The organism is Nocardioides sp. TF02-7 (assembly GCF_022437945.1).
GTDB lineage: Bacteria > Actinomycetota > Actinomycetes > Propionibacteriales > Nocardioidaceae > Nocardioides.
Genome location: NZ_CP092535.1, coordinates 3078726 through 3098939 on the forward strand (window position 1 = coordinate 3078726; position 20214 = coordinate 3098939).

Annotated in this window: 17 protein-coding genes and 3 pseudogenes; 15 read left to right on the forward strand and 5 right to left on the reverse strand. The window is 71.8% G+C overall.

Translation table 11 applies throughout. The features are described 5' to 3' along the window. Positions 1-21 precede the first annotated feature (21 nt). A complete protein-coding gene (gene ugpC, locus MF408_RS15785) occupies positions 22-1164 on the reverse strand; it encodes a sn-glycerol-3-phosphate ABC transporter ATP-binding protein UgpC (RefSeq protein WP_240248493.1) in 1143 nt (380 codons plus the stop codon). A 195-nt stretch (positions 1165-1359) separates the two neighbouring features. Between ugpC and MF408_RS15790 the strand changes: the two are divergent. The 11 genes and pseudogenes from MF408_RS15790 to MF408_RS15830 form a co-directional block, all read left to right on the forward strand. Then, a pseudogene (locus MF408_RS15790) lies at positions 1360-1794 on the forward strand (ThuA domain-containing protein); the annotation flags it as partial. Between the two features lie 139 nt (positions 1795-1933). Further along, the gene (locus MF408_RS25630; RefSeq protein WP_275693485.1) at positions 1934-2029 is read left to right on the forward strand and encodes a hypothetical protein; all 96 of its coding nucleotides are present in this window, start codon (positions 1934-1936) and stop codon (positions 2027-2029) included. Positions 2030-2046: 17 nt separating this feature from the next. Continuing rightward, positions 2047-2901 (forward strand): annotated as a pseudogene (locus MF408_RS15795) (nucleoside hydrolase); the annotation flags it as partial. Continuing rightward, positions 2898-3827, forward strand: a complete 930-nt coding sequence (locus MF408_RS15800) for a ribokinase (protein ID WP_240248494.1) — start codon at positions 2898-2900, stop codon at positions 3825-3827. The pseudogene MF408_RS15795 and the gene MF408_RS15800, both read left to right, overlap by 4 nt. Positions 3828-3920: 93 nt before the next feature. Continuing rightward, positions 3921-4055 carry a hypothetical protein gene (locus MF408_RS25635; RefSeq protein ID WP_275693191.1) on the forward strand — a complete coding sequence of 45 codons (135 nt, stop codon included), beginning with the start codon at positions 3921-3923 and terminating at the stop codon, positions 4053-4055. Further along, a pseudogene (locus tag MF408_RS15805) lies at positions 4055-4252 on the forward strand (Gfo/Idh/MocA family oxidoreductase); the annotation flags it as partial. The gene MF408_RS25635 and the pseudogene MF408_RS15805, both read left to right, overlap by 1 nt. Before the next feature lie 71 nt (positions 4253-4323). Further along, positions 4324-5154, forward strand: a complete 831-nt coding sequence (locus MF408_RS15810; RefSeq protein ID WP_240248495.1) for a Gfo/Idh/MocA family oxidoreductase — start codon at positions 4324-4326, stop codon at positions 5152-5154. A 1-nt stretch (position 5155) separates the two neighbouring features. Next, positions 5156-6229, forward strand: a complete 1074-nt coding sequence (locus MF408_RS15815) for a Gfo/Idh/MocA family oxidoreductase (protein ID WP_240248496.1) — start codon at positions 5156-5158, stop codon at positions 6227-6229. Positions 6230-6414: 185 nt separating this feature from the next. Next, complete coding sequence (locus tag MF408_RS15820; protein WP_240248497.1) at positions 6415-7173, forward strand: phytanoyl-CoA dioxygenase family protein; 759 nt, start codon at positions 6415-6417, stop codon at positions 7171-7173. Between the two features lie 539 nt (positions 7174-7712). Next, entirely contained in the window at positions 7713-8102 is a 390-nt protein-coding gene (locus MF408_RS25640; RefSeq protein WP_275693192.1) for a sugar phosphate isomerase/epimerase, read from the forward strand. Positions 8103-8130: 28 nt separating this feature from the next. Next, positions 8131-11274 (forward strand): hypothetical protein, encoded by a 3144-nt coding sequence (locus MF408_RS15830; protein ID WP_240248498.1) that lies wholly within the window; start codon positions 8131-8133, stop codon positions 11272-11274. On the opposite strand, the gene MF408_RS15835 is transcribed toward MF408_RS15830, so the two are convergent. Continuing rightward, positions 11211-12146 (reverse strand): LacI family DNA-binding transcriptional regulator, encoded by a 936-nt coding sequence (locus MF408_RS15835; protein WP_240248499.1) that lies wholly within the window; start codon positions 12144-12146, stop codon positions 11211-11213. The genes MF408_RS15830 and MF408_RS15835 overlap by 64 nt on opposite strands. 136 nt (positions 12147-12282) lie before the next feature. On the opposite strand from MF408_RS15835, the gene MF408_RS15840 reads away from it, so the two are divergent. The 4 genes from MF408_RS15840 to MF408_RS15855 all read left to right on the forward strand — a co-directional run bounded on the left by MF408_RS15840 (position 12283) and on the right by MF408_RS15855 (position 17938). Further along, positions 12283-13125: an AraC family transcriptional regulator gene (locus MF408_RS15840; RefSeq protein ID WP_240248500.1), complete on the forward strand. Its 843-nt coding sequence runs from the start codon at positions 12283-12285 to the stop codon at positions 13123-13125. 169 nt (positions 13126-13294) lie between these two features. Next, positions 13295-14575 (forward strand): ABC transporter substrate-binding protein, encoded by a 1281-nt coding sequence (locus MF408_RS15845; protein ID WP_240248501.1) that lies wholly within the window; start codon positions 13295-13297, stop codon positions 14573-14575. Between the two features lie 64 nt (positions 14576-14639). Then, positions 14640-16622, forward strand: coding sequence for an ABC transporter permease subunit (locus tag MF408_RS15850; protein ID WP_240248502.1), 1983 nt, complete (start codon positions 14640-14642; stop codon positions 16620-16622). Continuing rightward, complete coding sequence (locus tag MF408_RS15855) at positions 16619-17938, forward strand: hypothetical protein (protein ID WP_240248503.1); 1320 nt, start codon at positions 16619-16621, stop codon at positions 17936-17938. The genes MF408_RS15850 and MF408_RS15855 overlap by 4 nt, the downstream gene beginning before the upstream one ends. On the opposite strand, the gene MF408_RS15860 is transcribed toward MF408_RS15855, so the two are convergent. The 3 genes from MF408_RS15860 to MF408_RS15870 form a co-directional block, all read right to left on the reverse strand. Next, positions 17874-18593 (reverse strand): endo-1,4-beta-xylanase, encoded by a 720-nt coding sequence (locus MF408_RS15860; RefSeq protein ID WP_240248504.1) that lies wholly within the window; start codon positions 18591-18593, stop codon positions 17874-17876. The genes MF408_RS15855 and MF408_RS15860 overlap by 65 nt on opposite strands. 644 nt (positions 18594-19237) lie before the next feature. After that, entirely contained in the window at positions 19238-19663 is a 426-nt protein-coding gene (locus tag MF408_RS15865) for an RbsD/FucU domain-containing protein (protein WP_240248505.1), read from the reverse strand. A 13-nt stretch (positions 19664-19676) separates the two neighbouring features. Further along, positions 19677-20027: a Rieske (2Fe-2S) protein gene (locus tag MF408_RS15870; RefSeq protein WP_240248506.1), complete on the reverse strand. Its 351-nt coding sequence runs from the start codon at positions 20025-20027 to the stop codon at positions 19677-19679. Positions 20028-20214: the final 187 nt, after the last annotated feature.

A 20214-nucleotide genomic window follows, 5' to 3' on the forward strand; every position in this document is an offset into this window, starting at 1 on the left:
CCGCTGGTGCTGTGGTCGCCGCTACGGGGTCAGCCGCGCGCCGGTGGCGTTGTCGAAGACGTGCACCTTGTCGGGGGTGGTGGTGAGCCGGACGACGGCGCCCCGCTCGAGCGACATCCGGGCGTCGATGCGCGCCACGACCTGCCGCAGCACGCCGCCGTCACCGCCTTCTCCACCGGCATCTCCACCGGCGTCGTCGACGGCGGCGGGGCCGGGCTCGGCCGGGGTGGCGTAGAGGAACGCGTCGGCGCCGAGCTCCTCGACCACGGCGACCTTGACCGGGTAGCCCGGCTCGCCGTCGGCGGCGATCCGCCACGACTCCGGCCGCACCCCAAGCGTGATGTCGCCGGTCGCCTTGGCCGCCGCCGAGCGGTCGATCGGCATCGCGAAGCCGTCGACCTCCGCCGTGCCGTCGCCGCTGGTCTTGGCGGTCAGCAGGTTCATCGCCGGGGAGCCGATGAAGCCGGCGACGAAGAGGTTGGCCGGCTTGTCGTAGAGGGCGAGCGGGGTGTCGACCTGCTGGAGGACGCCGTCCTTCATGACGGCGACCCGGTCACCCATCGTCATCGCCTCGACCTGGTCGTGGGTGACGTAGACGGTCGTGATGCCGAGCCGCTGCTGCAGGGCGGCGATCTGGGTGCGGGTGGAGACGCGCAGCTTGGCGTCGAGGTTCGACAGCGGCTCGTCCATGCAGAAGACCTGCGGCTGCCGCACGATCGCGCGCCCCATCGCGACCCGCTGCCGCTGACCGCCGGAGAGCGCCTTCGGCTTCCGCTCGAGGTACTCCTCGAGGTCGAGCAGCTTCGCCGCCTCCTTCACGCGGGTCATCCGCTCGGCCTTGCCGATCCCCGCCATCTTCAGGGCGAACGCCATGTTCTCGGCGACCGTCATGTGGGGGTAGAGCGCGTAGTTCTGGAACACCATCGCGATGTCCCGGTTCTTGGGCGGCACGTGCGTCACGTCCCGGTCGCCGATGAAGATCGAGCCCGCTGTCACCTCCTCCAGCCCGGCGAGCATCCGCAGCGAGGTCGACTTGCCGCAGCCGGAGGGGCCGACGAGGACCATGAACTCGCCGTCGCCGATCTCGAGGTTGAGGTCGTCGACCGCGGCCCGGTCCGAGCCCGGGTAGATCCGCTCCGCGTTCCGATAGGTCACAGAAGCCATGACGGGGCCATCCCTTCACCGGCAGGTACGTGCCGGACGATCCGTTGTGAAGTGGGCCACACCGTACGGCGTTCCGGCTCCTCGCACCAGGGCGGTCCGATCACACCGTCCGGGCGCCGTACCGAGCGCGCACCCTGGCGGGTTGCAAATCGATTGGCTACGGTGCGGGTCTGATCCTGTCGAGAGGGGGACCCCATGCACCCGAGCCACCGCCGTGCCCTGGTCGTCCGGGGCGGCTGGGAGGGCCACAGCCCGGTCGAGGCGACCGAGCGGTTCATCCCGTTCCTGAAGGAGCACGGCTTCGCGGTCGAGGTCCACGACGGCCCGGAGGTGTACGCCGACGCCGAGCGGCTGGCGGCGACCGACCTGGTCGTCCAGTGCTACACGCAGGGGGTGGCGACCGACGAGCAGGTGCTCGGCCTCTCGGCCGCCGTGGCCGCCGGCACCGGTCTCGCCGGGTGGCACGGCGGCGTCTGCGACTCCTTCCGGGGCTCGCCGGACTACCTCCACCTCACCGGCGGCCAGTGGGCGGCGCACCCCGGCGGCTTCGTCCCCCACGAGGTCGAGGTGCTGCCCGACCGGGCCGACCACCCGCTCGTGGCGGGCCTCAGCCCGCGGTGGTCGCTCGACACCGAGCAGTACTGGGTGCTGACCGACGAGCTCAACGACGTGCTCGCGACGACGACGTTCGAGCCCGGGGAGGACACGCCCTGGCGGGGAGACCGTCACCTGCCCGGCCGTCTGGACCCGCCGTTGGGGGAGCGGTCGGGTGTTCGTCTCGACCATCGGCCACAAGCTCGACGACCTCGACCACCCCGACGTGCGGGCGGTGACCGAGCGCGGCCTGCTGTGGGCGAGCCGGTGACGCGGATCGTCCTCGACACCGACCTGGCGATGGGCGCGCCGGGCTCGGACATCGACGACGGCTTCGCCCTCGCGCTGGCCCTGGCCGAGCCGGGCCTGCAGGTGGAGCTGGTGACCACCGTCGGCGGCAACAGCGACGTCGCGACCTCGACCCGGCTCACCCGGGAGCTGCTCGGGACGCTGGGGCACGAGGAGGTGCGGGTGGTCGAGGGCGCGCCGGCGTCCTCCGCGGCTGCGGAGGAGATCGCGCGCCGGGTCCTCGCCGCGCCGGGCGAGCTGACGCTGGTCGCCATCGGGCCGCTCTCCAACGTCGCGGCGGCGTTGGCGCACCCGGGCGTCGCCGGTGCGGTGCGCGAGGTGGTCGCGATGGGCGGGGTGTTCCTCGAGCAGACCAACGTCGCCGCGATGCCGGGGGAGTACAACTTCTGGTGCGACCCCGATGCGGCGCAGGCGGTGATGGAGAGCGGGGTGCCGCTGCGGCTGGTCGGCCTCGACGTCACCCGGCGGGTGCGCCTGACCCGCGCGGACGCTCGGGCGCTCGCCGAGCGCGGCCGGTTCGGCCGGGTCGCCGCGACCCACACCGAGGCCTGGATCGACTACCAGGAGCGGGTGAAGCCGCGCGAGGAGCTCGAGCAGGGCAGCTGTGCCCTCCACGACCCGCTCGCCGTCGCCGTCGTCGAGCACCCGGACCTCGTCACCTGGCGCGACGCCCACGTCGCGGTCGAGACGGCCGGCCGCTTCACCCGCGGCGTCGCGGTCGCCGACCTGCTGATGTGGGCCGACCCGCCCGCTCCCAACTGCCGCATCGCCACCGAGGTCGACGCCGACGCCTTCCTCGCGCTGTTCCACGACCGGTTGGCGGCGCTGCCGTGACCCGCGAGGTGGACGTCGTCGTCGTGGGCTCGGTCAACCGCGACTACGTCTGCCGCGTGGCGGCGCTCCCGGCGCCGGGCGAGACGGTGCTCGGTGCCGACGTCGTGGTCGGCTCGGGTGGCAAGGGCGGCAACCAGGCGGTGGCGGCGAGCCTGCTCGGCGCCCGCACGGCCATCGTGGCCCGGGTGGGCCGTGACCGCGACGGGCGCGCGCTGGTCAAGGACCTCGCCGACGCGTGGGTCGACACCTCCGAGGTCCTCGCGACGGCCGAGCACACCGGCACGGCGTTCGTCCTGGTCGACGCGGCCGGCGAGAACGCGATCGTGGTCGCCCCCGGGGCCAACGAGCTGCTCGAGCCCGGCACGACCGCGCGAGCCGTGGGCGTCCTGGCCCGGCCTCCGGGGGTGGTGGTGACGCAGGCCGAGATCCCGGAGGCCGCCCTCGACGCCGCCGTCAGGGCGGCCGCCGACGCGGGCTGCCGGGCCGTGGTCAACCTGGCGCCGTTCCGGCCCCTTGCCGCGGACGTGCTCGCGCTGTGCGACCCGCTCGTCGTCAACGAGTCCGAGGTCAGCGGCCTGCTGGGGAGACGGGTCCGGGGCACCGACCAGGCCACGACGGCGGTGCGCGAGCTCGCCGGGCGCTGCCGGTCGGTGGTCGTCACCGTCGGGGCGGACGGCGCCGTCGTGGGCGCGTGCGGCGAGGTGACCCACGTGCCGGCGGAGCGGGTGGACGTGGTCGACACCACCGGTGCCGGCGACGCCTTCACCGGTGCCACCGCGGCGGCGTTGAGCGCCGGTCGCGACCTGGTCGACGCCGTGCGGATCGGCGTCCTCGCGGGCACGTACGCCGTCCAGCGCCCGGGCGCGCAGGCGTCCTTCCCGCGTGCGGCCGACCTCCCCGTCGGGCCGCTGCACAAACCCGAGTGACGGCCGTTGACCCCTGCGGCCCGAGCGCCTAGCGTTCCACCACCAAACCGATTTGCATCGATGCGGGCCGAGCCCGGGAGCGAGGGGAGCGCGATGAGCGTCACGGTGACCGAGGAGGCCCGCCCCGAGCTCGGCGTCGCGATGATCGGCTACGCGTTCATGGGGGCGGCGCACGCGCAAGCGTGGCGCACCGCCCCCGGTTCTTCGACCTCCCCGCCCGGCCGGTGATGAGCGTCGTGTGCGGCCGCTCCGAGGACGCCACCCGCGCCGCGGCCGACCGCCAGGGCTGGGCCGGCTGGACCACCGACTGGCGCACGGTGCTCGAGCGCGACGACGTGCAGGTCGTCGACATCTGCACCCCGGGCGACACCCACGCCGAGATCGCCGTGGCCGCCCTCGAGGCCGGCAAGCACGTGCTGTGCGAGAAGCCGCTGGCCAACACCGTGGCGGAGGCCGAGCAGATGGCGGAGGCGGCGGGACGGGCGGCGGACAGGGGGTGCTCGCCTCGGTCGGCTTCAGCTATCGCCGGACGCCCGCCCTCGCCCTCGCCCGGCAGCTCGTCGAGGCCGGCCGAGTCGGCACCGTCCGCCACATCCGCGCGCACTACCTCCAGGACTGGATCGTCGACCCGGAGTTCCCGCTCGTCTGGCGGCTGCAGAAGGACAAGGCGGGGTCGGGCGCGCTCGGCGACATCGGCGCGCACGTCGTCGACCTGGCCCAGTTCCTCACCGGCCAGCGGCTGGTCGAGGTCGCCGGTCACCTGACCCGCTTCGTCGAGCGACGCCCGCTCGCGGGGTCGACGTCCGGGCTCAGCGCCACCGGCGGCCCGATCGGGGAAGGCCCCACCGGGGAAGGGCCGACCGGAGAGGTGACCGTCGACGACGCCGCGGTCTTCTTCGGCCGCACCGACGGCGGCGCCCTGGCGACGTTCGAGGCCACCCGCTTCGCCACCGGCCGCAAGAACGCGATGCGGATCGAGCTCAACGGCTCGGCCGGCAGCATCGCGTTCGACTTCGAGGCGATGAACGAGCTCCAGGTCTACGACGCCTCCGCGCCGGCGACCGAGGCCGGCTTCCGGCGGATCCTCGTCACCGAGCCGGACCACCCCTACGCCGGCGCCTGGTGGCCGCCCGGGCACGGCCTCGGCTACGAGCACACCTTCGTGCACGAGATCGCCGACTTCGTGCGCGACGTGGCCACCGGCACCCCGCCGACGCCGTCGTTCGCCGACGGCCTCCAGGTCCAGCGGGTGCTGGACGCGGTGGAGCGGTCGTCCGACAAGGACGCCGCCTGGACGACCGTCCGACCGTCGACCGAGAGGAACTGAAGTGAGCACGTTGCGTGTCGGAGTGGTCGGCCTGGGCGAGGTCGCCCAGGTGATCCACCTCCCCATCATCGAGTCGCTGCCCGAGCACTACGAGCTGGCCGCGGTCTGCGACATCTCGCCGGGGCTGCTCAAGAGCATCGGCGACCGCTACCGCGTCAAGAACCGCTACACCGACGTCCACGAGATGGTCGCGGCGGGCGGTCTCGACTGCGTCTTCGTTCTCAACAGCGACGAGTACCACGCCGAGTGCACCGTCGCCGCCCTCGACGCCGGCCTGCACGTGCTCGTCGAGAAGCCGATGTGCCTCAGCCCCCGCGAGGCGGAGCAGATCATCGCCGCTCGCGACCGGTCGGGGAAGACGGTGATGGTCGCCTACATGCGGCGGTTCGCCCCGGCGTTCACCGAGGCGGTCGCGCGGCTGCCCGAGCTGGGGCCGATCCGCTACGCCCGCGTCCACGACGTGATCGGTGAGAACCGGCTGATCGTCGACCAGACGTCGTACGTCGAGCGGCCCGACGACGTGCCGCAGGAGGCGGTCGACGCGAAGTGGGCGCGCCGCGCCGAGCTCGTGCGGGAGGCGCTCGGCGACGTGCCGGAGGAGGTCGGCTGGACCTACGGGCTGCTCTGCGGCCTCGGCAGCCACGACCTGTCGGCGATGCGGGAGCTCCTCGGCCGCCCGCGGGAGGTCGCCGCGGCCCGGATGTGGCGCAGCGGCGGCTACGTGGTCGCGCTGCTCGACTACGGCGACTTCGTGGTGACCTACGAGACCGGCGTCGACGACCAGCTCCGGTTCGACGCCCACATCGAGGTCTACGGCGCGAGCGGGACGATGAAGGTGCAGTACGACACCCCGTACGTGCGGCACTTCCCGACGGTGCTGGAGCTCGAGCGCACCGTCGGCGACGCCTACGAGCGCTCCGTGGTGCGCCCCCACCTCAAGGACCCCTACACCCACGAGCTCGAGTACTTCCACGAGGTCGTCACGACCGGCGCGACGCCCAAGACGACGCCGGAGGACTACGTGGAGGACATGGAGCTCTTCGTCGAGATCATCCGCGCCCTCGACCGGGCGTGACCCGTGACCAGTGCGGCCAGGAGGGGCTGAAGAAATGTCGAACCCACCGGAGGAAAGACGTCGTGGCCGCCGGCGGGCCGCCCGTAGCGTCGATCCCGTGCCCATCGGTTGTCATGCCGGTCCCCGAGCCGCAGGGCACCCAGCACCGAACAGCCACCCACCCGCCACCGAAAGGCGCTAGTGCGATGACCCAGACCCTCACCGACGCCGACGTCGCGTTCTTCCGCGAGAACGGCTACCTCCTGCCGGGCCGCCAGCTGCTCACCGAGGACCGCCTGTCCCGGCTCGAGCAGATCTTCAACGAGCACCTGGCCGACAAGGGCGACAAGCTCTCCGACGAGCTCGACACGCCCCACTACCGCGACGACCGGCTGCTGGACTTCCTGCTGTCCGACGAGGTGCTCGACTGGGTCGAGCCGCTGGTCGGCCCCGACATCGCGCTGTGGTCGAGCCACTTCATCTCCAAGGACCCGTTCACCGGCCGGGCCACGCCGTGGCACGAGGACAGCGCGTTCTGGGAGGGGCGGTTCGACCGCTACGACCACATCGTCACGATCTGGCTGGCGCTCGAGGACGGGTCGTTCCGCGACAACGGCTGCATGCGGGTGATCCCCGGGTCGCACCTGAACGGCGGGTTCTCCGACAACTACCAGCCGACCGACATCACCAAGCAGACGTTCCACGCCGAGCTCGCCGGCGTCGACGAGGAGCAGGCCGTCTACTTCGAGCTGAAGCGCGGCGAGTTCTCGATGCACGACGGCCGGATCGTGCACGGCGCCGCGGCCAACACCAGCCCGGTCCGCCGCACCGGCTACACGATGCGCTACTTCCCCTCGTCGGTGAAGATGCAGGACGTGCCCCAGAACGAGGGTTGGAAGATCTGGCTCGCCCGCGGCCGCGACCTGGCCGGCAACGCCTACGCCAACGCCCCCGCGGACGTGTGAGGCGGGCTCCATGAGGTTGGGCCTGCTCACCGCCTGCCTGCCCGGCGAGTCCCTCGCGGACGTCGCCGGCTGGGCGGGCGCGCACGGCTACCGGGCGCTCGAGGTCGCCGCCTGGCCGGACCGCCCGGGTCGCGACTGGGAGGCCAGCCACCTGGACGTCGAGTCGTTCGGGCCCGACGACGCCGAGCGGGTCCGCGGCCTGCTCGACGGCCACGGGCTGGAGATCTCGGCCGTGGCCTACTACGAGAACAACCTGCACGCGGACCCGGCCGTGCGCGAGGAGACCCACGAGCACCTCCGGCGGTGCATCGACGCCGCCCACCTCCTCGGCGTCGGGCTGGTCGGCACCTTCGTCGGCCGCGACGTCACCCGCACCGTCGCCGACAACCTCCGGCTCGCCGAGAAGCTGCTCCCGCCGCTGGTCGACCACGCCGCCGCACGCGGCGTACGTCTCGTGGTCGAGAACTGCCCGATGGAGGGGTGGCACCCCGACGGCTATCCCGCCAACCTCGCCTACTCCCCGGAGCTGTGGGGGGTGGATGGCCGACCTCGGCCTCTGGCTCAACTACGACCCCTCGCACCTGGTGTGGCAGGGGATCGACCCGCTCGCAGCGCTGGAGTCCCACGCCGACCGGGTCCTGCACGTGCAGGCCAAGGACGTCGAGGTGCACCCCGGCGCACGCAACCGGTACGGCGTCTTCGGCCAGGTGCTCGGCCGGCAGCCGTGGGTCAGCGGCTGGTGGCGCTACCGGATCCCGGGGCTCGGCGAGGTCGACTGGCGTCGTCTCGTCGACGCGCTCTACCAGGCGGGCTACGACGGCGTCGTGTCGGTCGAGCACGAGGACCCCGTCTGGAGCGGCGACCCCGAGCGGGTCCGCCATGGCCTGACCATCGCCGAGCGCACGCTCGGCCCCCTGATCGTCGCCTGATCCCGTCCCGACGCACGAGAGGCCCGCCATGCACCGCGGTGTGTACTTCGACGCCTGGTTCCCCCGGCAGCACTGCTACCACCCGAGCCTGCCGCCGCGCCGGCTCCGGATGGTCGACGACCTGGTCGACTACCGCGCCACCGTGCTGGTGTGGGCCTCGATGGGCGGAGGGTCCCTGTCGCTGCCCTACCTCGAGCAGGAGGCGTTCGGCCCGGTCGACGCGCGATCGCGGTTCTACGGCTTCGTCAACGACAGCGAGTTCATCGCCGCGTGCCACGAGCGGGGCATCAAGGTGCTCGGCATCGTCTTCGAGGCCCAGGGCTGGGAGTTCCCGGTCGAGCTGAGCGACGACGAGGACGAGGTGCTCGCGCTCAACGAGCTGCGCGGGGTCGGCAAGCGGGGCTGGCTGGGGCTGCGCGAGTTCTCCGCCAACCGCTACCCGCGGCTGTGGAAGCCGGTCGAGCACTACTTCCCCGACGGCCTCGTCAACAGCGACGACGAGCCGGTCACCGACCTGGTCGAGGAGTGCGTGGTCCGCGACATCCACCAGCAGCCGTGCCACGCGCACTGGGTGGAGTGCCCCGACCGCGAGCACCAGTGCTTCTACATGGACCGCAACAACCCGGTCTGGCGCGAGTACCTCAAGGCCGTGATCAGGATCCAGGTCGACGCCGGCGTCGACGGCATCCAGCTCGACGAGGCCGAGCTGCCGATGGGCGCGTTCCAGTACGGCGCGTGCTTCTGCAAGGACTGCATGAAGGGGTTCCGCTCCCACCTCCAGGAGCAGCCGCCCGACCGGCGGGACCCGGCGCTCGACGGCGTCGACCTCGGCTCCTTCCACTACGGCGAGTGGCTGCTCGAGCAGGGGTTCGACTTCAAGACCGGCCGCGAGACCACGCCGCTCTTCGGCGACTACTACGCGTTCCAATGCCTCGCGATCAAGAGGTACTTCGCCGAGCTCGCCGACTACGCGCGCTCCTACGCCCGGTCGGTCGGGCGGGAGATCATCGTGTCGGGCAACTTCTTCAACCTCGAGCCGATGTACCTCGCGCTGGCCGACGACGTCGACCTGGTCGTCACCGAGATGCGCAACACGACCTACCGCCAGCCGGAGTGGTACCGCTACGTCGCGGGGTTCGCCGGCAGCAAGGACGTGGTCGTCGTGGAGAACCCCTACGGCGGCGTGGTCCCCGAGCTGATCGGCCTGCTCGGCGAGGGGAGGGGCCACGACCTGTTCCGGCTCTCCCTCTTCGAGGCCGCGGCGATGGGCGCGAACATGTCGGTGCCCTACGGCTCGTGGATGGGCAGCGTCATCGAGGACTCCTTCTACGCCCCGCACGGGCTGGCGACGGAGATCCAGGCCTTCCTCGCCGACCACGAGGCGCTGCTCGCCCGCGAGACCGCCAACGAGGTCGCGGTCGTCTTCAGCGTGGAGAGCACGCGCGCGCTGATCGCGAGGGCCGACGCCAGCGACAACACGACCAACGCCCGCGACGAGTCGGTCGTGGTGCCCTACCGGGCGGTGACGAAGGCGTTCGCGGACGCCGCCGTCCCGTTCGACGTGGTCATCTGGGCCGACGGCGTGACCGCGCCGGACCGGGCGAGCGCAGCGGCGCTCGCGCGGTACCCGACCGTCGTCCTCCCCCGACGTCCACGCGATGACCGACCAGCAGGCGGAGGCGGTCGCGGGCTACCTGGCCGGCGGGGGCACGGTGGTGACCACCGACCGGGTCGCGGCGGCCCTGCCGGAGCACGAGCGGGTCGTCCGGGCGCACCGGGGGCACGGTCGACGCGCTGCTGCCCGGCGGCCGGCAGGTCGAGACGACCGCGTCGGTCGCCGCCAACCTGCAGCAGCTCGCCGACGGCTCCGTCGCGCTGCACCTCGTCAACTACGACTACGACGCCGCGGTCGACGCGGTGCGCCCGGTCGCGGACGTGCCGCTCACGGTGCGGCTGCCGAAGGAGAAGCAGCGGGCGACGCTGGTCACGCCGGACGGCCGCCGTACGCCGCTCGAGCTCACCCACGCAGACGGCCGGCACCGGGTGCGGCTCGAGACCCTCGGGGTCTACGCGATCGTGGTGCTGCACGACGGAGAGCTGCCGTGAGGATCGCGGCCCTGCGCGGGCCGGAGCGGTTCGAGGTCGAGGAGGCGCCGGTGCCGGTGCCGCGGCCGGACGAGGTGGTGGTCCGGGTCGTCGCGTCGGGCGTGTGCGCGTCCGAGCTCGAGCCGTGGGTCGACGGCCCGCCCACAGGGGAGGTCCGCTACCCCGGGCACGAGGTCAGCGGGGTCGTCACCGAGGTCGGCAGCGACGTCACCACCCTCGCGGCCGGCGCCCGCGTCGGGGTGTGGGTCACCGAGCGCGGTTTCGCCGAGTACGTCGCGGTGCGGGCGGCCTACTGCTTCCCGGCCGGCGACGGCCCGCTCGACCTCGCCCTCGCCGAGCCGATCGCGTGCGCCGTCAACGCGGTCGAGGCCGCCGACGTCCGCCTCGGCGACGACGTGGTCGTGATCGGCGCCGGGTTCATGGGCAACCTCGTCCAGCGGCTGGCGGCCCTCCGCGGTCCGCGCCGCCTGGTCGTGGCCGACGCCCGGGGCGACGCGCTGGAGCGCGCGCGTCGCCTCGGGGCCACGGACGTCGTGGACGTGACCGCCGACGACCTCGCCGCCCGCGTGCGCGCGCTGACGGGAGGCCGGGGCGCCGACGTCACCTTCGAGTGCACTGGCACCCAGCGCGCGCTCACCGCCTGCGGCGACACGACGCGGATGAGCGGGACGATCGCGGTCGTGGGCTACCACCAGGGTGCCGAGCGGACCTTGCCGCTGGCCTTCTGGAACTGGATGGCCTTCCGGCTCGTCAACGCGCACTTCCGCGACCTCGCGGTGATCATGCGGGGGATGGAGGTCGGCATGCGCCTGCACGCCGCCGGCCGGCTCCCCACCGACGACCTGGTCAGCCACCGGTTCCCCCTCGACGACGTCAACAAGGCGTTCGCCACCCTCCGCGACAAGCCCCCCGGCTTCGTGAAGGCCGTCATCACCTTCCCCGAGGTCGAGTAGGCACTTCTTCACGGTCGAGAAGGCACTTCCTCGACGTCGAGTGGGGCCGTCAGGCGGTGCCGCGCTCGATCAGCGGGCACGGGAGCACGACGGTGCGGCCGGCGCCGGCGTAGCGGCCCGACATCCGGCTCAGCACCAGGTCGCCGGCGGCGCTGCCGACCTCGTACGCCGGGTTGCGCACGGTCGTCAGCTGGGGGGTCACGATGGTCGCAGCGTCGACGTCGTCGAAGCCGATGATGGCGACGTCCTCCGGCACCCGGAGGCCGAGCTCGTGCGCGACGTCGAGAGCCCCGATGGCCATCAGGTCGTTGGCGCAGAACACCGCGTCGGGACGGGGATCGAGCCTCATCAGCGTCTGCATGGCCTGGTAGCCGCCCTTGCGGGTCCAGTCGCCCCGCACCATCCGCTCCGCCGGGACGCGCACCCGGGCGGCCTGCATCGCGGCGCGGAACCCGGCGGTGCGGGCGATGCCGTAGCGCGGCGGACCCTGCACCATCGCGATCCGGGAGTAGCCGCGGGCGGCGAGGAAGGCGGCCGCCTCGCGCGAGCCGGACTCGTCGTCGGGGATCACGGCGTCGCACATCGGGTGCTCGAGGTGGTCGCCGATGCAGACGATCGGCGTCGCCTGCTCGGCCGGCCCGAAGGTGATCTCCGAGGCCGTCTCGCCCGAGGCGAAGACGACGCCGTCGGCGCCGCGGTCCATCACGTCCTGGAAGAACTTCCGCTCGCGGTCGTGCTGGCCGTCGGTGCTGCACACGAAGGTGCCGTAGCCGGCGGCGTCGACGGCGTCGGCGAGGCCGCGCGTCAGGACGGCGTAGTAGGGGTTGGTGATGTCGGGGACGACCACCGCGAGCATCCGCGACTGCCGGGTGCGCAGGTTGCGGGCGACGTGGTTGGGCCGGTAGCCCAGCTCGCGGATCGCGTCGAGCACCGTCTGCCGGGTGGTCGCGCCGACGACGCGCTTGCCCGACAGGACGTGCGACACCGTGGTGGGGGCTGACGCCCGCCCGGTCGGCCACGTGAGCGATCGTCACGCGCGCCGGAGGGGGCGCGACATCGGTCGACTTCCGGCGCGGCATGGCCGTAGCCTAGCGGAACCAAAACGATTTGAGCGGGGGCCGGTGACCGACCCGGTGGAGCGGTTCAGCGTCGCGTCGCTGCTGCCCCCGGACCGGCGGGCCCGGGTGATGGTGCCCGAGCTGCGCACCGTCGACGTGCACTGGCACGACTACTACGAGCTCGCCCTGGTGGTCCGGGGCGAGGCCGACCACGAGGTCAACGGCGAGACTCGGACCATCGGCCCCGGCAGCGCGTTCCTGCTCTCCCCGGCCGACTTTCACGCGATCCGCAGCCGGGGGGACGAGCCGCTGACCTGCTACAACGCGGTCATCGACCCCGAGCTGGTCGAGCAGCAGCTCGCGGTCCTCGGCAGCCCGGCGGTGGCCGGCTTCCCGTGGGAGGTCGACGACCTCGGCGACGCCGCGGCCGACCTGGCCCGGCTGCAGCGCGAGCTCGAGGAGCCGCGGCCCGGCTCCGAGCGGTTGGTCGAGGCGATGGTCGCCTGCCTGGTCGTCGAGGTCGCCCGGCGGCGCCGCGACGCCGGCGCACCGCGGCCACCGCAGCCGGGCGCCGTCGACGACGACGTACGGGCGGCGGTGCTCTACGTCGACCGCAACTTCCGCGAGCCGCTGACGCTCGCCGACGCGGCCGCCGTCGCGCACCTCTCGCCCAACTACTTCAGCGAGCGCTTCCGCCGCCGGACGGGCACCTCGTTCCAGGCCTATCTGCAGGAGCGGCGGCTGCGGTTCGCCCGGACGCTGCTCACGACGACGTCGCTGTCGGTGACCGAGATCTGCCACGCGGCCGGCTTCAACGACCTCTCGCACTTCGGCCGCGCCTACCGGCGGCGGTACGGCGCAGCGCCCTCGCGTCTCCGGACGGTCACGATCCGGCAGCAAATGTGACGCAAAGCACGCCGATCCATTGACAAAGACGCGGCCGGAAACGATGCTTCCCGCGAAGGAGCCAAACGATTTGCATCGCGGTCGCCACCGGTCTCCTGACACCACTGACGACACAAGGGAGTGGGTTTCGGTGAGGATGAATTTGTCCCGGAAGGTCGCCTCGGTCGCAGTGCTGGCGACCGCCGCGTCGCTGGGGCTGGCCGCGTGCGGCGGCGAGTCCGGCGGCGAGCAAGAGCCCAAGGGGGAGGGTGAGGGTGCCGTCCAGGAGCCCTCGGAGCCCACCACCGTCACCTTCTTCTCGTGGGTCGGCACCCAGCCGGAGATGAAGAAGCTGGCCAAGGAGTTCAACGAGGAGTACCCCAACATCACGATCAAGTTCGAGAACGTGCCCGCGGAGCAGGCGGCGCAGGTGCTCACGACGCGGATCGCCGGCAACAACGCACCGGACGTCGCCTACGTGAACGCCAGCGACACCGCCGACTACGCCTCCCGCGGCGCGATCGTCGACCTGGTGAACTACATCGAGCGCAGCGAGGTCGTGGACCTCGACGACTACGTCGAGGCGTTCCGCCAGTTCGTCACCTACGACGAGAAGACCTGGGGCCTGCCGGTCGGCGGCGAGACCACCGGCCTGTTCTACCGGACCGACCTGTTCGAGGAGGCCGGCATCGACGGTCCGCCGGAGACGTGGGAGGAGTTCGAGGAGGCTGCGGCGGCGCTGACCGACGAGGACGCGAACCAGTACGGGTTCCAGGTGTTCGCGCCGGAGTCGGCCTACTACTTCCAGCCGTGGCTGTTCCAGGCCGGCGGCAACCTGTTGAGCGAGGACGGCACGGAGATCGCGTTCGACAGCGAGGAGGGCCGGGAGGCCGCCGAGTACTACGTCAACCTCGCGAACTACTCGCCGCCGGACTACCTCAACTCCAACTCGTGGGACGGCCGGGTGGCGTTCGCCGAGGGACAGGTGGCGATGTACATGGCCGGCACCTGGTTCGCCGGGACGCTGACCGAGGAGTTCCCCGACATCGAGGGGAAGTGGGCGACGGCGCCGCTGCCGGACGGGCCCGCCGGCTGCAAGACGTCGATCGCCGGTGACGCGCTGGTGATGCTCGACCAGACCGACGTCCCCGACGCGGCCTGGCTCTGGATCGAGTTCCTGTCCCGGCCCGAGACCCTTGCCCGCAACACCTACAAGACCGAGGGGACGACGCTCCCGCCGCTGACCTCGCTCCTCGAGGGCGAGGAGATCCTCGAGCACAAGCCGATCCTCGAGGGCTTCATCGACCTCATGGAGTGCGGCGTCGCGCCGACCGCGTCGAACCCGAAGTTCCCCAGGATCGAGACGATCCTCAACGAGGAGCTGGGCAAGGCGTTCTACGGCGAGCAGTCGGCCGACGAGGCGCTCGACAACACCGCCCAGCAGGCCGACGCGATCCTGGCGCGCGGCTGACGACCGTTCCGTCCGCCCGGGACCCGCGTCCCGGGCGGACGGTCTCGAGAGGGGAGGAGCCCGGATGCCGACGGCTGTCGCGACCGACACGAAGCCGGAGGACGTGGAGAAGCGCCGCGAACCGCGGGAGCGCAGGGTGACGAGGCTGTCGCGCCGGATGTGGCGGGAGCGGTCGGCGTACCTGTTCATCGCACCCGGGGTCCTGATCTTCTCGGTCTTCACGCTCGGTGCGCTGATCTTCGCGTTCTACCTGACGTTCCACCGCTGGAGCATCATCGAGCCGGAGAAGCCCTACGTCGGCCTGCAGAACTACGAGGACATGATCCACGACGAGCGCTTCGTCGGGTCGGTCCTCAACACGATCTACTTCACGGGCGCGTCGGTGCCCCTGACGATGGTGATCGGTCTGGTGCTGGCCCTGCTGCTCAACCAGCCGCTCCGTGGCCGGGCGCTGTTCCGCACCGCCTACTACCTGCCGGTGGTGACGCCGTTCGTGGTGTCGGCGCTGCTGTGGAAGTGGCTCTACAACGGGGACTTCGGGCTGTTCAACTACTACCTGCTCCAGGGCGGGATCATCGACGAGCCGCTGCTGTGGCTGTCGGACAAGAACCTCGCGATGCCGGCGGTGGTCCTGATGAGCGTGTGGAGCGGCGTCGGCTTCTCGATGGTGGTCTACCTGGCCGGGCTCCAGGCCATCCCCCCACGAGCTCTACGAGTCGGCCAAGCTCGACGGCGCCGGCACGCTGCGGCGGGTGCGGTACGTGACGATCCCGCTGCTCCGGCCGACCACCCTGTTCCTGCTCGTCATGGGCATCATCGGCTCGCTGCAGGTCTTCACCCAGATCTTCGTGATGACGAGCGGCGGACCGGTCAACAAGACGACCACGATGGTCTACTACATGTATCTCTGGGCCTTCAAGTACTACGACATGGGCTACGCCAGCACCCTCGCGTTCGCCTTGTTCGCGATGCTGCTCGCCTTCACCGCCTTCCAGCTGCGGCTGTTCCGCGACGGGGCCACCTCGTGAGCGGCGTGACCGACGAGCCGGTCGCGGCGCGCTTCGCCAGCGAGCTCGAGCCGGTCGTCCCCCGCCGGATGCGCAAGGACCGGCGGGCCCGCCGCCCGGCCGGCGCGCCGCGCGAGAAGGACCACATGTCGTTGCGGGCGAAGCTCGCGACCTACCTGGTGCTGGGGCCGATCGCCATCTTGTTCGTGGCGCCGTTCGCGTGGCTGCTGAGCGCGTCGTTCCAGCCGATGAGCACGATCTTCGACAACCCGCCGACGTGGATCCCGGGCGACCCGACCATCGACGGCTACAAGGGGTTCCTCAACGTCGGCGACCTGACCGAGGCGCAGCAGTCGCAGGGGCACGGTGAGTGGCGGTGGTTCGCCAACAGCGCGTTCGTCGCGATCACGATCACCGTGCTGCAGACGTTCTTCAACGCGTTGTGCGCCTACACCTTCGCGAAGCGCAAGTTCCCGGGCCGCAACGTGATCTTCGTGATGTTCCTCGCCACGATGATGGTGCCGGGCCAGATCACGCTGATCCCGAACTACATCATCATCCAGCACATCCCGTTCCTGGGCGGCAACGACTGGTTGGGCAACGGCGGCCAGGGCATGCTCGACTCCTACTGGGGGCTGATCGCCCCCGGGATCGTCAGCGCGTTCGGCATCTTCCTGCTGCGGCAGTACATGATGTCGATCCCCGACGAGCTCCTCGACGCCGCACGCATCGACGGCGCCAACGAGTTCCGGATCTTCTGGAACGTCGTGCTCCCGCTGTGCACCCCGGCGCTCGCGGCCAACGCGATCTTCACCTTCCAGGGCGCCTGGGAGGACTTCCTGTGGCCGCTCATCGTGATGTCGGACCCGGAGAAGATCACCGCGCCGGTGGGGCTCGCGCTGTTCGTCGTGCAGAACAAGACCGACTGGAACCTGCTCTTCGCGGGTTCCGTCATCGCCACCCTTCCGATGATCATCGTCTTCATGATCTTCCAACGGCACTTCGTCCGCGGCATCACCGTCACGGGGCTGAAGGGGTGAGCGCCGACCGCGACCTCCTGCACCGCCTGCTGTCCCAGGGCGACGGCGTGCTCCGGTGCGACCCGGCCTGGGTCGCGCGCGACTTCCTGCCTCCCGGCCGCCGGCTGGGCCTGCCCGAGGAGGCGTACGACGTCGGGCCGCGCGGCGCGATCTGCGAGCGGTGGCTGGCGTCGGAGACCAAGGCCGACAACCGGGTCGGCCCCGACGACGAGGGTCTCAGCCACGTGGTCGGCGAGCACGGGGAGCGGATGCTGCTGCGCGACGCGGTGGCCGCCGACCCGGCGGCGGTGATGGGGTCGGCGTACGCCGCGGGCCACCGCGGGCTGGGCCGGCTGGCGAAGATCTTCGACTACGGCTTCCGGCTGCCCTACCACATCCACCCGCCGCAGGAGTTCGCCTCGCTCGTGGGCCGCAACGCCAAGGACGAGTCCTACCACTTCCTCCCGGGCGTCGACCCGGGCGCGCACCCGGAGACGTTCTTCGGCGTGCACCCGTGGATCGCGGAGGAGGGCGCCCACGAGGTGCTGCTGCCCTACCTCGTCGACTGGGACAGCGACCTGGTGCTGCGCCACGCGCGCGCGGAGCTGCAGGTGCCGGGGGAGGGGTTCCACGTGCCGTCCGGCGTGCTGCACGCCCCCGGGACCGCGCTGACGCTGGAGCTCCAGGAGGACTCCGACGTGCTGGCGATGTTCCAGGCGCTCAACGCCGGCCGCATCATCTCCAAGGACCTGCTGTTCAAGGACGTGCGGCCGCAGGACCGCGAGGCCGAGGGGGGAGCGGTTCCCGCTGCGGTTCGTCGACTGGGAGCTCAACGGCGACCCGTGGTTCTACGAGAACCGGCACCTGACGCCGCAGCCGGTGACCGGCGACGACTCCGGTGTGGAGTCGTGGATCTTCTACAACACCGGCAAGTACGCCGGGAAGCGGCTGGTGGTGCCGCCCGGCGGGACGCACCGGCTCCGGGAGCCGGGGGTCTACAGCGTCTTCGTCTGGTCGGGCGAGGGCACGTACGCCGGCCTCGAGGTCAGCGGTGGCGAGCCCGGGCGCGACGAGCTGGTCGTGACCCACGACGTCGCGACCGGCGACCACGAGGTCGTCAACACCGGCAGCGTGGACCTGGTGGCCTACACGTTCTTCGGTCCCGACCTCCAGACCGGCGCGCCGACGATCCCGGCCCGCGGCCGCTGACCGACCGGCCGCCCGGGCGCGGCCAGGAGCGCCGCGCCCGGGGTCCCCGGTCGGTTCGTGGGGTCAGCGCCGCTTGTCGAGCTTCCAGAGCCGCTTGCGCTTCGGCGCGTGCCGGAACGCGTGGCTGATCGCGTAGTAGGCCCGCTTCGGGCCCATCCGGCGGTTGAAGGCCAGCGGGCGGCGGTGGGCGCCGTCGGGTCGCGGCTGGTCCTCGTCGAGCCAGGTGTAGCGGTCGGTGAGACCGAACGCCACGACCACCTTGACCGCCCGCTCGTCGAGGGTGACGTCGAGGTAGCGGCGGTAGACGTCGGCGACCATCCGGTCGCGCCGCTTGGGGTTCTTGGGCAGGCCGGTGTCGAGGACGTCGAGCTCGGTGATGAGGATCGGCAGGTCGCGGTCCGCGATCTCCTTGAGGAACGAGCGGTAGGCCTTCTCGTTGAACCTGCGGCCGAAGTCGTCGGCGAGGAGGTGGCCCTGGATGCCGACGGCCTGGAGGGGCACGTTCTGGTCGAGCAGCCGGTCGATCGCCTTGAGGTAGGCCCGGCGCCGCGGACCGGGACGGTCGCCCCACTCGTTGACGGTCTCGAAGCCGAACTCGTTGATGATCCGCAGCGCCTTCGGGTCCTGCCGCTTGGCGATGTGGAAGCTCTCGGCGATGTAGCCGGGGCCGATCGTCTGGTACCACGGGACGTTCTTGCGGAACCCGTGGCGGTCGGCCTCCTCGGGATCGGTCACCTCGTTGGCGACGATCCAGCCGTCCATCTTGCCGCGGTAGTGCCGCACCTCGCGCCGGATGACGCCGTAGAGCAGCCTCTCGGCGTCGCGCCGGTCGAGGCCCCACAGGTCCTCCTCGCTCCAGCCCTCGCCGAACCCCCTCGTCCCAGGCGAGGTGGGCGCCGATCACCAGCTGGTTGTGCCGCTTGGCGAAGCGGACGATCCGGTCGCCGGGCCCGAAGTTCATCGGCTCGCCGGGGCCGGGCTTGAGCTGGTACCAGAGCAGGTCGTCCTCGGTGAACATCAGCCCCGCCTCGCGGGCGTGCAGGCGCTTGTACTCGGGGTCGAGCTGCCAGGTGGCGATCGACGAGCCGAAGACGATGCCCTTGCGGTCGGCCTGCCGCCAGAGCGGTGGGCGTCCGGTGGGCGGCAGCTTCACCGGGGCGGCGGCCGCGCCGGCGGGGGTGGCCGCCCCGATGGCACCGACCGCGCCTGCGGCGGCCAGGCCGGCGGCCGCGCCGCCGGTGCCGAGCAGCATCGCGCGCCGGTCGAGCCGGTTGAGGTGGACGGACTGGTTCATGAGGGGCTCCCTCCGCTCGGCGACCGTCCCGGGACGCCTGTGACGACGGTCACATGCAAATCGATTGTCCTGACCGTAGGACGGGTCGCGCCCGGTGGCAACCCCCCATGCGCGGATCCGTCGCGGCGCCGGGTCAGACCACGCCCTTCGTGACGAGGAAGCAGCCGTAGGGCCGCGCCTCGGTCGTGGCGACCACCACGTACGCCGCCGCCGCACGGCGGTAGAACTCGAACCGCTCGAGCGGGGCCGAGGGCACCGGTCGCCCCTCGGCCTCCTCCACCACCGAGCGGAGGTCGGCGTGCACGGGCAGCTCCACGTCCTCCTCGCCGACCGGCCCCATCCGGAGCAGGGCCGGCTCGACGAACGTGTCCACCGGGAGCACCGAGAAGATGGCTCGTGCGGCGCGGGGGACGTCGACACCCGGCAGCTGGACGAGCCGGCGGGCGGAGGAGGCGGCCGGGTAGTTGCGGTCGACGAGGGCCAGCACGTCGCCGTGGCCCATCGCGGCCAGGTGGCCGAGCAGGTCGGCGCCGAGGAGCGGGTCGATGTTCTTCAGCACGGTGTCCTCCGGCTCACGTGTGCAGCACGACGTGGCCGTCGGCCTGGGTGACGCGGTAGGTCCGCAGGCCGCTGCGGTGCGGCTCGAGCAGGGAGCGGCCGGTCTCCAGGTCGAACTCCCAGCCGTGCCACGGGCAGCGCAGGACGCGCTCGTCGCGCCCGTAGACGTACTCGTGCGGTGCCGAGGCGACGAAGGTGCCGCTGAGCGACCCGGTGCACATCGACGCCCCCATGTGCGGGCACCGGTCGCTGACGGCGTAGAACTCCTCGCCGACGCTGATCACCCCCACGCTGCGGCCGTCGACGTCGACCACGCGGCAGCCCTCGCGCCGCACCTCGTCGACGGTCCCGATGCGAATCTCCACCGGTTTCCCCCTGTCGCGATGCCAAACGATTTGCTATGCATGACTCTGACGCTTCGCGGCGTCATCCGCAACGGGTCAGCCGGACAGGAGCCGCACCATGACCGATCTCCTCGAGCTGCCGGCCGACACCGGGGAGCCGGCCCCTCGCTACGAGCTGGTCGACTGCGACGTGCACCCGATCATGAAG